This window comes from Bradyrhizobium sp. SZCCHNRI3052 (assembly GCF_032484895.1).
Classification (GTDB): Bacteria; Pseudomonadota; Alphaproteobacteria; order Rhizobiales; family Xanthobacteraceae; genus Bradyrhizobium.
The window spans coordinates 111,204-123,406 of record NZ_JAUETW010000001.1 but is presented as its reverse complement, the minus strand read 5'-3'; the positions used below and the strand labels follow the sequence as shown (position 1 = coordinate 123,406).

Sequence of the window (12,203 nt, the reverse complement as noted above, 5' to 3'; positions counted from 1 at the left end):
CGCGTACTCGGGTTACGCGCACAGCCTAGCGGTTGCCCCTAAACCCGGCGTTAACCGGCCTCAGAGCGCGGCGTCGACCGCCTGGAGGATGCGGACGGCGGCCTCGTAGTCGATCTGCTTGGCGACGCGGCGGCTCATCGCCTCCTCGTCGGCCCCCCATTGCGCGACGTTCCAGTCCTCGTCGACATGGGCTGCCGCCCAGACCTGGTCGGGGTCGCGCACCCCATGAACCAGCGCCAGCGCCAGCAGCGCCGAGCCGGTCAGTGTGGTGACGACATGCGCCGCCGCCACCGTCCACGGGCCGGTCGGCAGCGCACCGCGCGCCGCCTGAACCGCAGCCTCCGGCTGGGTCACATGCATGATGCCTTCGGACAGGATGAAATGCGCGCCGAGACTATCGCGGGCCCAGTCCAGCACCGGGTCCCAATGCTCGGCCTCGCGCGCGACCAGCCCCTCAGGATGACCGGCCCGGTAGAACAACAGGTCGGATTGGAGATATTTGGCAATGTCCTCGCGCACGTCATCGGTGCGGTCGACCACCGACTGCACGACGCTGTTGGCGAACCGCGTCAGCGGCATCGTGGCGGGATCGATGTTCTCACCCTGGGCCTGCCACTCGGCGGCCACGGCCGCCGCCAGCTCCCCGGCGGGAACGATGACGACGCGCCCCGACGGCGTGCGGATCGGCCGGCCGTCGAGGGTCACGTTGAAGCCGCCCTCGGCGGCGGCGGTCCCGGCCTCCTTGTAGAAGCGCTTGCGCAGCGGCGTCCGCATCGCCTGGCGCGCCGATTCCTGCGGATCGAGCGGCGACCGGCCGACGACGTCGTCAAACAGTTCACGCATCAGAATTCCAGCCCTCTCGCGGGATGATCACACGGGATCCGTTGTTTTCGCGGTAGATAAGCCCTGTCCGCCCGAAATGCGAGCTGCCGATGCGTCCCCTGCTCTCCGCTCTCGTCCTGCTCGGCAGCACCGTCCCGGCCGCAGCCGGCTTCCGCACGCCGGAATCGCTGGTGCGCAACGTCTATGCGCATTACGGCCGGGGCGCGCCGGAGCTCTCCGCCGGGCTGCCGCGGACGGCCGAGGTCGCACGGCAGTTCTTCGATCCGAGCCTCGCCAGGGCCTGGACGGCGCCGCGGCGTGAGCCCTACGATTTCCTGGTGCAGAGCCCGCGCTGGAAGCTCGGCCCGGTCGCGATCTCGATTGTGCGCAGGCAGTTCGACAAGACCTATGTCGCCGCCAGCTTCGACAACCAGGGCCACCGCGTGACGATGAACTTCATCGTGGTCAAGGGGCCGGACGGCTGGGTCATCCTCGATGTCGAAACCCCGCACGATTCGCTCACACTGTTCCTGGAGCAGTTCCGGAACTGAAGGCCGCAGCGGAAACCGATTCTCCTCCCCTTAAGCAGAGGCTGCAAAGAGGAGGACGACCATGAACATGCCGGAGATCGTTCGCCGGCTGATCGCGATGAGCGAGCAGGATGGCGAGATCACCTTCGACGAGTTGAACGCGCTGTGCGGATGGGACATGCCGCCCGAGGATATCGAAAACATCTTCTGCGCGCTGCGGGACGCGGGCATTCAACTCGTCGAACAGAGAGGCTGAGCGCTCCGGAGCCGCTCACTCCTCCGGCGCGTTCTCGATCGGGTCGAAGCGGTCATGCTCGAGGCCGAGCAGGTTCCACGACTGCAGCATGTGCGGCGGCAGCGGCGCGGTGGCGTCGATGAACCCGCCGCGCGGATGCGGGATGACGATGCGGCGCGCCAAGAGATGCAGCCGGTTCTGCAGGCCGCCGGGCAGCGCCCAGTTCTCGATGTTGAAATATTTGGGATCGCCGACGATGGGGTGGCCGATATGGGCCATGTGCGCGCGCAACTGATGGGTGCGCCCCGTCACCGGCTTCAAGGACACCCAGGCGAGCTTGTTGGCCGAGGCCTCGACCACGGCGTAGTAGGTCACGGCGTGGCTGGCGCCCTCGTCGCCATGGGCGGCGACGCGCATGATGGTGTCGTCCTCGCTCTCCTCCTTGGCAAGATACGTGGAGATGCGGCCCTGCTTGGGCTTGGGCACGCCCGCCACCAGCGCCCAGTAGATCTTGCGCGCGGAACGGCTGCGGAAGGCGCCAGTCAGATGCGTGGCGGCGAAACGGGTCTTGGCGATCAGGAGGCAGCCGGAGGTCTCGCGGTCGATGCGGTGCACGAGCCGCGGCTTCTGGCCCTTGGCGTCGCGCATCACCTCCAGCATCTGGTCGATGTGGCGGGTCATGCCGGAGCCGCCCTGCACCGCGAGCCCGGCGGGCTTGTTGAGGACGAGCACGTCGTCGTCCTCGTACAGCGTCATCGCCTTGAGGCTCTCAAGCGTCTTTCGCTCGCCCTCGGAGAGGCCGGCGCGCTCCTTCGGCGCATCGAGCTTGAGCGGCGGAATGCGCACGCTCTGCCCTTCCTCCAGGCGGTCCTTGGAGTCCGCGCGCTTGCCATCGACGCGCAACTCGCCTTTGCGGACGATGCGCTGGATGTGGGAGAACGACAGACCGGGGAAGCGCGCCTCGAGGAAGCGGTCGACGCGCATGTTGTTCTCGTCGGCCGTGACCACCACGGTCTGCACCTTCGTCGGCAGCAGCGGCGTCTCCGGCTCGACCTTCTTCGGCGGCGGCGCCGCAGGCCTGCGCTCGGCATGCTCCGAGCTGAACCGCGCCGGCTTGCCGGCGCCGGCGCGCTTGGCCGGCGGCTGTTTGCGCGGCGCGAAGCTGTCGCGGCGATCCTCTCCCTCGGCGCGCGGCGCACGGCTGCGCTCGGCTTTACCGCGCCCGAAATCGCCGCGCGGTGCCGCCTCGCGGTCACCGGCAAAACGGTCGCGCCGCGGCCGCTCGGCATCGGGACGCTTCGCAGACTCACGCTTGGCCGCGGCGCCTGGGCTGCGGGCCGCCTCGGCCTTCGGCCGCTCGCTGCGGCGATCGGTCGGGCGATCGGATCGGGTCTGGGTTCGCTTGATACGGCGGCTCATGGCAGGTTGCGTATCTCAAAAGCCACTGCCAGTCACGGCGAAATCGCGATAAATCCGCTTGTGAGTCGGCCCCTTGGGCCATCGATACTGATCGGAGCGAATCGAATGACGCTCACGCGACTGGGCCTGGCGATCCTGGCAGCCACGCTGGCGACGACCGCCACGCAGGCGCAGCAGAGCCCGATGCCCGACGACATCGCCTGGAAGCTGATCGAGATCGGCCGGGTCGTCGCCCCGCCGAAGACCGCCGCGATCTACGCGCCGCTGCAGGCCAAGGAACCCTACACCGGCGTCAAGGTGCAGCGCGATGTGAGATACGGCACGGCCGAACGCAATCTGCTCGACGTCTTCACACCGGATGCCGCGGCCCCGCCCCGGCCCGTGCTGATCTTCGTGCATGGCGGCGCCTTCATCGGCGGCAACAAGCGCACCACGCCGGACGGCCCGTTCTACGACAACATCATGCTATGGGCGGTGAAGAGCGGCTTCGTCGGCGTCGACATCACCTACCGCCTCGCGCCGAAATTCCCCTGGCCTGCCGGCGTCGAGGACGTCGCCAGCGCGGTGCAATGGGTGGCCGCCCACGCCGCCGAGAACGGCGGCGATCCCGCGCGCATCTATCTGATGGGCCATTCGGCCGGCGCGGTGCACGTCGCAACCTATGTGGCGCATCCCGAATTCCACAAGGTCGCCGGCGGCGGCCTTGCGGGCGCGATCATGGCCTCGGGCGTCTACGACCTCACCGCGACGCCGCTCGGCGACCAGGAGATGGCCTATTTCGGCACCGATCCCTCGCGCTTCAAGGAGCGCTCGTCGCTATCAGGCCTGCAAGCCTCGAGTCTGCCGCTGATGATCGTCTCCGCCGAGCTCGACCCGCCGCGCTTCGTCGAGCAGTTCGACCTGTTGAAGCAGGCCGCCTGCAAACGGCCATCCGGCTGCGCCCGCGCGGTGATGCTGCCGCAGCACAGCCACATGTCCGAGGTGTATGCGATCAATACCGAGGACGACCGGCTGACGCGGGAGATCGCGGAGTTCGTACAGACGGGCAAATAGTTGATGGTCACTTGGCATAGCGGTCTCCGAGTCAGGCGTCCGCAGGAGAGCTCGGTGTTTCCCGGCAAGCGGGCCGAGGTGAACCGAGCAAGCCGCAAGGTCAGCGATGCTACCCGCCCCTCTCCTTCCTCAGCTTCGCCCAGTAGTCCAGCCGCTTCCGGATCTCGCGCTCGAAGCCGCGCTCGGGGGGATCGTAGAAGTGCTGGCGACCGAGGGCCTCGGGAAAGTAGTCCTGCCCCGAAAACGCGTCGGGCGTGTCGTGGTCGTACTGATAGCCGGTGCCGTAGCCTTCGCTCTGCATCAGCTTGGTCGGGGCATTCAAGATGTGCTTGGGCGGCAGCAGCGAGCCGCCCTCCTTCGCCACGCGCTTGGCGGCGCCGAACGCCTTGTAGGCGGCGTTGGATTTCGGCGCGGTCGCCACATAGATCACGGCCTGCGCGATCGCGAGCTCGCCTTCGGGCGAGCCCAGGAAATCATAAGCGTCCTTGGCGGCGTTGGCGATGACCAGCGCCTGAGGATCGGCGAGGCCGATGTCCTCCACGGCCATGCGCACGATGCGGCGGGCGAGGAACAGCGGATCCTCGCCGGCGTCGAGCATGCGGGCGAAGTAGTACAGCGCCGCATCCGGGTCCGAGCCTCGCACCGATTTGTGCATGGCCGAGATCAGGTTGTAGTGGCCGTCGGCGGACTTGTCGTAGATCGGCGCGCGGCGCTGCAGGATGTCCTGCAGCTGCACCGCGTTGAATATCTCGTCCTTGCGCGCCGAGCGCCAGACCTCCTCGGCGAGCGTCAGCGCGGCGCGGCCGTCGCCGTCGGCCATGCGGATCAGCACGGCGCGCGCCTCGTCATCGAGCGGCAGCTTGCGGCCCTCGACCGCCTCTGCGTTGCTGTAGAGCTTCTCGATCGCGGCGGCGTCGAGCGAGTGGAACACCAGCACGCGCGACCGCGACAGCAGAGCGGCGTTGAGCTCGAAGGACGGGTTCTCCGTGGTCGCGCCGACCAGCACGACGGTGCCGTCCTCCATCACCGGCAGGAAGGAATCCTGCTGGGCGCGGTTGAAGCGATGCACCTCGTCGACGAACAGCAGCGTGCCCTGCCCGGTCTCGCGCCGCGCGCGCGCCGCGTCGAACACCTTCTTCAAATCGGCGACGCCGGAGAACACCGCCGAGATCTGCTCGAAATGCAACTCCGTGGCGTCTGCCAACAGCCGCGCCACCGTGGTCTTGCCGGTGCCGGGCGGGCCCCAGAAGATCAGCGAGCCCAGCGTGCGCGTCTCCAGCATGCGCGTCAGCGCGCCGTCGGGCCCGAGGATGTGATCCTGCCCGACGACGTCGGACAGCTTGTGCGGGCGCAGCCGCTCCGGCAGCGGCCGTGGCGCATCCTGCTCCATCCCCGCCGCAGCGAAGAGGCTCGGGCCTCCCTGCTGGGGACGCTTCGGGCTCATCCGCCGAGCGTGACGTTGATCTGCTGGCCGCCGCGCAGCACGGTGATGCGCCAGATGCGGGCGGCCTCGCGCGAGGCCTTGTCGAGATCGGCGGTCTTGGCGATCTTCTGGTTGTTCACGGCCATGATGACGTCGCCCTTCTGGAAGCCGACATTGGCGGCGGTGGTGCCGTCGCCCGGCTCGAGCACCACCACGCCCTCGGTGTCGGCATCGAGGTGCAGCTCGTCGGCGACCGCCGGCGAGATGTTGGCGACCTTCGCGCCCTGGAATGGCGAGCGGCCGTTGATGACCATCTCGTTGCGCCCGGTGTCCGGTGCGGTCTCCAGCGCGACCGCGACCTTCACCGGCTTGCCGCCGCGTTGCACCTCGATCTGCGCAGTGCCGCCGAGCGGACGGGTCGCAAAACGGTAGTCGAACGCGTTGGGATCATCGACGGTCTGGCCGTCGATCGACACGATCAGGTCCGACGACTTGATGCCCGCCTTCGCCGCCGGGCTGTTCGCGACCACCGAGGCGACTAGCGCGCCGGTCGGCGAGCGCAGGCCGAGGCTCTCGGCGATCTCGGGCGTCACCGCCTGCAGCCGCGCGCCGAGCCAGGGGCGCTTCACCGCCTTGCCGCCGCTCTTGGCCGAGGCCACGACGACGCGCACCATGTTCGCAGGAATGGCAAAGCCGATGCCCTGCGAGCCGCCGGATTTGGAATAGATCGCGGTGTTGATGCCGACCAGACGGCCGTTGATATCGACCAACGCACCGCCCGAATTACCGGGATTGATCGCGGCATCGGTCTGGATGAAGAACTGATAGTCGGTGATGCCGACCTGTGTGCGCGCCAGCGCCGAGACGATGCCGTGCGTCACGGTCTGGCCGACGCCGAACGGATTGCCGATCGCCAGCACGATGTCGCCGACCAGCAGATCGTCGGAATTGGCGAGGTCGAGCGTCGGAAACTGCTCCTTGGTGCCCTTCAGCTTGAGCACGGCGAGATCGGTACGGCTGTCCTTCAGCACGATCTCGGCCTCGAACTCGCGCTTGTCGGCGAGCGAAACCTTCACCTCGTCGGCGCCCTCGATCACATGCACGTTGGTGACGACGAGACCCGACGCATCGATCATCACGCCCGAGCCGAGCGAGCGCTGCATCTGCTCCTGCGGCCCGCCCTGCAGACCGAAGAAGCGGCGGAAGATCGGATCGTCGAGAAAGGGATTGCGGTTCTGCACCACCTTGGCGGCGTAGACGTTGACGACCGCCGGCTGCACGCGCTGCACGATCGGCGCATACGACAGCCGCAGCTCGGCCTGGGACTGCGGCACGCGCCGGTCCTGCGCCGCGAGCGGAGACGCGGCCAGCAGGGACAGCAGCAGGACCAGTGTGGAGCGAATCAACGACATGCGAACAATCCTGGAAAATGACGGTTTCGATATAGGCGGAACGGCCGGTGCGGCCAAGCTCAGGCGGCCTGATGCGGCGATTTGATGGTCTCTGCAACGGGCGCGCAGGACAGCCGTTCCTGGTGCCGCTCGCCCCAGCTTCTGAGAACCTCGATCACCGGCCGCAGGCTCTCGCCGACCTCGGACAGGCTGTATTCGACGCGCGGCGGCACCTCGGCATAGACCTTGCGGACGACCAGCCCGTCCTCCTCCAGCGCACGCAGCTGCTTGGTCAACATGCGCTGGGTGATGCCGGGCATCAGCCGGCGCAGCTCGCCGAAGCGCTGGCTGCCACCCTGCAGGTGGTAGAGGATCACGCCCTTCCACTTGCCGTCGATCAGATCGAGCGTGGCTTCGACCGCGCAGCCGGGACGGCGGGTGAAATTCTTCCGTTTCATCGCGTGCTGGCCCAACAGTATCCAAACGGGGACTAGTTCCCCATTTTTACAGTACTTGCTGAACTGGCGCCAGCAGGACAAACAGATCCTATCGCCAAGCCAACCAGGAGGCTGTTCATGAAGGCCGTCGGATACCAGCAGTCGCTGCCCATCACCGAGGACCGCGCGCTGTTCGATTTCGAGACCGCCAAACCCGAGCCGAAGGGACGCGACATCCGCGTCGCCGTGAAAGCGGTCTCGGTCAATCCAGTCGACACCAAGGTGCGCAAGCGCGCCGCACCGCCCGCCGGCGAAACCAAGATCCTGGGCTATGACGCCGCTGGCGTGGTCGAGGCTATCGGCCCGGACGTGAGCCTGTTCAAGCCCGGTGACGAGGTGTTCTACGCCGGCTCGATCCTGCGCCAGGGCACCAATGCCGAATTCCATCTGGTCGACGAGCGCATCGTCGGCCGCAAACCGAAGAGCCTGTCGTTCGCCGAAGCCGCCGCCCTGCCCCTGACCTCGATCACGGCCTGGGAGCTCTTGTTCGACAGGCTCGGCGCAATCCCCGGCAGGAGCCTCGACGACCGCACTTTGCTGATCACCGGCGCGGCCGGCGGCGTCGGCTCGATCCTGATTCAGCTCGCGCGCCGGCTCACCGGGCTGACCGTGCTCGCCACCGCGACGCGACCGGAGTCGCGCGACTGGTGCCTGAAGCTCGGCGCCCATGCCGTGATCGATCATGGCAAGCCGATGAAAGAGCAGATCGACGCGCTGAAGCTGCCGCCGGTCAGCCTCATCGCCAGCCTCACCCACACCGAGCAGCACTACAAGGCGATCGCCGACTTCATGACGCCGCAGGGCAAGTTCGGCCTGATCGACGATCCCGCCGAGTTCTCGCTCGCCGCCTTCAAGGGCAAGGCTATCTCGATCCACTGGGAGTCGATGTTCACGCGCTCATCTTTCACGACACCCGACATGATCGCGCAGCACCATCTGCTCAACGACGTGTCCGACCTGATCGACAAGGGCGTGATCCGCACCACCCTCGGCGACAATTACGGCACCATCAACGCGGCCAACCTCAAGCGCGCGCACGCGTTGATAGAGAGCAACACCTCCCGCGGCAAGATCGTGCTGGAGGGATGGAGCTAACTAACAGGCAACAATGGGCAAAGGCGCACCCGCAGTCTCCCCGCGCGCGAGATCGCGGTGGCGCCGTGCCCCACCATCCCGCCGATCGAAGGCATAAGATGGCCGGCAGCCGACGCGCGGTCCGATCAGCGGCCATGAGCGATCGAGACTGGCCGACGGTCCCGTTTCCCCTTAACGAAAGCCGATAAGAACCTCCTCGCGACTGGAACGAACGTCCGTGAGCAGCCTGAAGTCCGCGACCAACCCGCCCGCCGATCACGGCCGGCGCTCCGGATCACCGCTCGAGGTTCTGCGGATCTTCCTCACGCTCGGCCTGACCTGCTTCGGCGGTCCGATCGCCCATATCGGCTACTTCCGCGACGAGTTCGTCGTCAGACGGAAATGGATCGACGAGCATGCCTATGCCGATCTGGTCGGGCTGTGCCAGTTCCTGCCCGGCCCCGCCAGCAGCCAGGTCGGCTTCTCCATCGGGCTGATGCGGGCCGGCTATCTCGGCGCGCTCGCCGCCTGGACCGGCTTCACCCTGCCGTCGGCCGCCGCGCTCGTCCTGTTCGCCTATGGTGCGGGCCGATTGAGCGGACCGATCGGCAGCGGCCTGCTGCACGGGCTGAAGCTGACCGCGGTCGCCATCGTCGCGCAGGCGGTCTGGGGCATGGCGCGCTCGCTGTGTCCGGATCGTGCGCGCGCCTCGATCGCGGTCGCCGCAACGCTCATCATCCTGTCGAGTACGGCCTCGGTCGTGCAGATCGGAGCGATCGTCCTCGGCGGGCTCGCCGGCCTCTGGCTCTGCCGCGGCGAGGCGGCGCCGTCGGGACACGTCGCGATCCCCGTCTCGCGGAGCGTGGGGCTGATCGCGCTCGCGCTGTTCGTTGTCCTGTTGGCGGGACTTCCGCTGCTGCGCGGCGTCACGGGATCGACCGGCGTCGCCTTGTTCGATGCCTTCTATCGCTCCGGCGCGCTGGTGTTCGGCGGTGGACATGTCGTGCTGCCGCTGCTGCGCGAGGCCTTCGTCGGACCTGGCTGGCTGAGCGACGACGCCTTTCTCGCCGGCTACGGTGCGGCGCAGGCCGTCCCGGGCCCGCTCTTCACCTTCGCCGCCTATCTCGGCGCCGTCGTCGGTCCGGAGCCGCATGGGATCGTCGGGGCCGCGCTCGGTCTCCTCGGCATCTTCCTGCCGGGCATGCTGGTCCTGCTCGCCGCGCTGCCGTTCTGGGACTCGTTCCGCAAACGCGCCGGCGCCCAGGCGATGATGCGGGGTGTCAACGCTGCGGTGGTCGGTGTGCTGGGAGCGGCCCTGTACGACCCGGTCTGGACGACCACCGTCCACAACGCCGCGGATTTTGGCATCGCGCTGGTCGGTTTTGTCCTCTTGGTCGCCTGGCGCGCGCCGCCGCTCGTCGTGGTCACGTTCAGCGCCCTAGCCGGCGTCGCAGCCGCGCTGGTGTGAGCGGCGGCGCCGCCGCATCACGTGGTGGCAAAGCACCGCCGAAGCGGCGCTTTGCCACCAGCGAGCTGCCGTGCGCGGCTAATTGTGCTTCTTCCAGAAGATGCGCGCGCCCTGCACGGATTGCGCGACGTTGATGCGGGCACGCTCGAACGGCGTCACCACGCCGTCCGCCTTGGCCTTGTTTTCCAGCTTCTGGACGTGGATCTGACCGCGGACGAGCTGCTGCGCCTCCGGATAGGTCAGCCGTCCGCTCGCGATGCCGTTGTAGATGCGATGTGACTGGTTGTGCTGCCGCGCATCGATCAGCGGCGTGCCCGCAAGGCTTGCGCCCGACATCAACGCGAGCAGCAACGCAGCGGCCATGATGGACTTCATTTCACTCTCCTGTGGTTGCTGTCCACTGGCGTGAAGACCTCATTGTCCGCACTTCTCCAGCGAACGGCCGCCAGGATGCACGCGATCCGTGGTGTCAACCGTGCCTGCGCTCACACTGCAGCCCGTGTCGGCCGGTGAAGACGAATGCTGCCGCGAGCCGCATTCCACTGCCGCGAGGGGCGTCCGAAAAAAATTGCGGACTGAGTGAGCTGCCGGTCTTGCAAATCTCACCTTTGGGTGCATGTTCGCCGCGCACTACTTTTGAATGAATCATTTTTAACAATCATTTGCGACGCATGGCGGCGAGATTCATCGGCCCATCCCAGCGCGCACATCAATGGAGACCGGCCATGAAGACGATTCAGTGGCTCATGCTCACTTTCGCGACGACCGTCACCGCGAGCGGCCTTGCCGGCGCTCTCAACCCCGCCAGCGCTGCGCCGCCGCCGCCGGCGAAGAACTGCCCGGCCTTCGGCTGGTCGGAAGGACTGGGCAATTATCTCAAGCCGGACGCCGCCTTCCCCACCTCCGACACCAAGACCATCCCGACGCCGGACTGCAATTTCCATCAATGGTCGTGGGAAGCGTTCGTCTGGGCGACAGCGCTGGTGAAGGACTCGGGCTCCGGCGCCGCCGTGCCGCGGTTCATGACCTTGGCGACGCCCGACGAGCTGCTCGGCAACGCCGAGAATGCCGGCGCACCACGGCCGCGCCCGCTGACGCTGGCGGCCCGCGCCCAGGTCTTCCACGGCACGGCCGGCTTCACCGAAGGCGCCGGCGCCATCGTCGAAGCCGACGGCAACATGCTGGTCGCACAGAACGGCTATCCCGTCTACGCCTCGGTCCACATGAACCAGGGCTATTTCAACACGGCGCGCAAGAACCTGATCGCGACCGGCGGCTACCAGAGCCAGCCGGCGGATTCATCCTTCGCCGTGGGCGATGCGGTGTTCAAGGCGACGTGGCTGCGGCTCGACCCCGGGCAGGCACCGCCTGCGGGCGCTTATACGACCCAGGCACAGGTGCCGGTGCTGGAGAACAACGTCACCCCCGGCCTGATCACGATTCGCCCGACGCCCGGCAAGTTCGTCACGGTGACCGTGGCGCTGATCGGCTTGCACGTGGTCGGCTACACCGAGAACCACCCCGAATTCCTGTGGGGCACGTTCGAGCTGAAGAACAACTCGCCGCAGACGCCGGACAACACCTTTGCGCCATCGGCAAGCCGCTCCGATCCGAAGAGCTACACGCTCTACAAGGGCCGCACGCCGTTCTCGCAGGTCAACATCGCGGCGCTGCCCGGCGCCAACCGGCCGCAACTGCGGCTCGATCCGGCGACCCAGAAGCTGACGCCGGTGACCAACGTCGTGCTCGAGAACCAGACCGGCGGCGAGAACCAGCCCAACGGCGTCGGCAACATCTTCGCGATCACGGCGCAAGCCCAGGGCTTTCTCTCCGGCCTGAAGGGCCCGCAATCGACCTTCGCGAGCTACAGCCTCGACGGCACCGTCTGGATGCTCCCCAACTCGTACAATCTGAACAGCAACCAGACCAGCGCAGTCGGATCGGTCAATCTCGCCAATGCTACCGCCGAGACCTTCGTGCAGAACGCCGACAACACGCCGATCAAGAACGTGCTGAACTGCTTCCTGTGCCACAACCCGACGTCCTATTCGTTCCAGACACCGCCGCCGGCCAAGCTGCCGAACCGGCTGATCGCGCTAAGCCACGTGCTGTCGATCGGCTCGCCCTACGAGGTGCCGAACTCGATCTCCGGCCGGCTCTTGATGCGGCCGGATCCGTTCAGGAAGTAGGCCGACGAGCCTTGCGCGGCGGCGCCGGCAACGGGGCCGCCGGCAGCCCTTTCGAGCCGATGGCAGATCTCAGGATCTGCCATCAAGCGATTGAACCGACAG

General features: G+C 67.2%; 12 protein-coding genes. 6 read left to right on the top strand and 6 right to left on the bottom strand.

What is annotated here, in order from left to right; genetic code table 11:
* Nucleotides 1–60: 60 nt before the first annotated feature.
* Nucleotides 61–843 carry an ATP12 family chaperone protein gene (locus QW887_RS00595; protein ID WP_316173984.1) on the bottom strand — a complete coding sequence of 261 codons (783 nt, stop codon included), beginning with the start codon at nt 841–843 and terminating at the stop codon, nt 61–63.
* An 89-nt stretch (nt 844–932) separates the two neighbouring features.
* Here QW887_RS00595 and QW887_RS00590 point away from each other — a divergent pair, with 89 nt between their 5' ends.
* Together QW887_RS00590 and QW887_RS00585 are read left to right on the top strand one after the other, a co-directional pair.
* A complete protein-coding gene (locus tag QW887_RS00590) occupies nt 933–1,373 on the top strand; it encodes a hypothetical protein (protein ID WP_315714539.1) in 441 nt (146 codons plus the stop codon).
* A 61-nt stretch (nt 1,374–1,434) separates the two neighbouring features.
* The gene (locus tag QW887_RS00585) at nt 1,435–1,608 is read left to right on the top strand and encodes an RNA polymerase sigma factor region1.1 domain-containing protein (RefSeq protein ID WP_315827344.1); all 174 of its coding nucleotides are present in this window, start codon (nt 1,435–1,437) and stop codon (nt 1,606–1,608) included.
* A 15-nt stretch (nt 1,609–1,623) separates the two neighbouring features.
* On the opposite strand, the gene QW887_RS00580 is transcribed toward QW887_RS00585, so the two are convergent.
* The gene (locus tag QW887_RS00580; protein WP_315827343.1) at nt 1,624–3,006 is read right to left on the bottom strand and encodes an RluA family pseudouridine synthase; all 1,383 of its coding nucleotides are present in this window, start codon (nt 3,004–3,006) and stop codon (nt 1,624–1,626) included.
* Between the two features lie 105 nt (nt 3,007–3,111).
* Between QW887_RS00580 and QW887_RS00575 the strand changes: the two genes are divergently transcribed.
* Nucleotides 3,112–4,059: an alpha/beta hydrolase gene (locus tag QW887_RS00575; protein ID WP_316173986.1), complete on the top strand. Its 948-nt coding sequence runs from the start codon at nt 3,112–3,114 to the stop codon at nt 4,057–4,059.
* 109 nt (nt 4,060–4,168) lie between these two features.
* On the opposite strand, the gene QW887_RS00570 is transcribed toward QW887_RS00575, so the two are convergent.
* The 3 genes from QW887_RS00570 to QW887_RS00560 are packed head-to-tail and all read right to left on the bottom strand — an operon-like array spanning nt 4,169 to nt 7,331.
* Nucleotides 4,169–5,503, bottom strand: a complete 1,335-nt coding sequence (locus QW887_RS00570; protein WP_315714543.1) for a replication-associated recombination protein A — start codon at nt 5,501–5,503, stop codon at nt 4,169–4,171.
* Nucleotides 5,500–6,894 carry a DegQ family serine endoprotease gene (locus tag QW887_RS00565; protein WP_315714544.1) on the bottom strand — a complete coding sequence of 465 codons (1,395 nt, stop codon included), beginning with the start codon at nt 6,892–6,894 and terminating at the stop codon, nt 5,500–5,502. The genes QW887_RS00570 and QW887_RS00565 overlap by 4 nt, the downstream gene beginning before the upstream one ends.
* Before the next feature lie 59 nt (nt 6,895–6,953).
* Nucleotides 6,954–7,331: a helix-turn-helix domain-containing protein gene (locus tag QW887_RS00560; protein ID WP_315714545.1), complete on the bottom strand. Its 378-nt coding sequence runs from the start codon at nt 7,329–7,331 to the stop codon at nt 6,954–6,956.
* Between the two features lie 117 nt (nt 7,332–7,448).
* Between QW887_RS00560 and QW887_RS00555 the strand changes: the two genes are divergently transcribed.
* Both QW887_RS00555 and chrA read left to right on the top strand, forming a co-directional pair.
* Entirely contained in the window at nt 7,449–8,465 is a 1,017-nt protein-coding gene (locus QW887_RS00555) for a zinc-binding alcohol dehydrogenase family protein (RefSeq protein ID WP_315714546.1), read from the top strand.
* A 217-nt stretch (nt 8,466–8,682) separates the two neighbouring features.
* Nucleotides 8,683–9,912, top strand: coding sequence for a chromate efflux transporter (gene chrA, locus QW887_RS00550; RefSeq protein WP_315714547.1), 1,230 nt, complete (start codon nt 8,683–8,685; stop codon nt 9,910–9,912).
* 78 nt (nt 9,913–9,990) lie between these two features.
* Here chrA and QW887_RS00545 read toward each other — a convergent pair whose 3' ends face one another.
* A complete protein-coding gene (locus QW887_RS00545) occupies nt 9,991–10,287 on the bottom strand; it encodes a hypothetical protein (RefSeq protein WP_315714548.1) in 297 nt (98 codons plus the stop codon).
* A 350-nt stretch (nt 10,288–10,637) separates the two neighbouring features.
* Between QW887_RS00545 and QW887_RS00540 the strand changes: the two genes are divergently transcribed.
* Nucleotides 10,638–12,101, top strand: a complete 1,464-nt coding sequence (locus tag QW887_RS00540; protein ID WP_315714549.1) for a hypothetical protein — start codon at nt 10,638–10,640, stop codon at nt 12,099–12,101.
* Nucleotides 12,102–12,203: the final 102 nt, after the last annotated feature.

Excerpts from the sequence above, each read along its gene's own strand:
- QW887_RS00545 (WP_315714548.1), bottom strand. The coding sequence starts at position 10,287 with ATGAAGTCCATCATGGCCGCTGCGTTGCTGCTCGCGTTGATGTCGGGC.
- QW887_RS00555 (WP_315714546.1), top strand. The coding sequence starts at position 7,449 with ATGAAGGCCGTCGGATACCAGCAGTCGCTGCCCATCACCGAGGACCGC.
- QW887_RS00575 (WP_316173986.1), top strand. The coding sequence starts at position 3,112 with ATGACGCTCACGCGACTGGGCCTGGCGATCCTGGCAGCCACGCTGGCG.
- QW887_RS00580 (WP_315827343.1), bottom strand. The coding sequence starts at position 3,006 with ATGAGCCGCCGTATCAAGCGAACCCAGACCCGATCCGATCGCCCGACC.
- QW887_RS00570 (WP_315714543.1), bottom strand. The coding sequence starts at position 5,503 with ATGAGCCCGAAGCGTCCCCAGCAGGGAGGCCCGAGCCTCTTCGCTGCG.
- QW887_RS00565 (WP_315714544.1), bottom strand. The coding sequence starts at position 6,894 with ATGTCGTTGATTCGCTCCACACTGGTCCTGCTGCTGTCCCTGCTGGCC.
- QW887_RS00590 (WP_315714539.1), top strand. The coding sequence starts at position 933 with ATGCGTCCCCTGCTCTCCGCTCTCGTCCTGCTCGGCAGCACCGTCCCG.
- QW887_RS00595 (WP_316173984.1), bottom strand. The coding sequence starts at position 843 with ATGCGTGAACTGTTTGACGACGTCGTCGGCCGGTCGCCGCTCGATCCG.
- QW887_RS00540 (WP_315714549.1), top strand. The coding sequence starts at position 10,638 with ATGAAGACGATTCAGTGGCTCATGCTCACTTTCGCGACGACCGTCACC.
- QW887_RS00585 (WP_315827344.1), top strand. The coding sequence starts at position 1,435 with ATGAACATGCCGGAGATCGTTCGCCGGCTGATCGCGATGAGCGAGCAG.
- QW887_RS00560 (WP_315714545.1), bottom strand. The coding sequence starts at position 7,331 with ATGAAACGGAAGAATTTCACCCGCCGTCCCGGCTGCGCGGTCGAAGCC.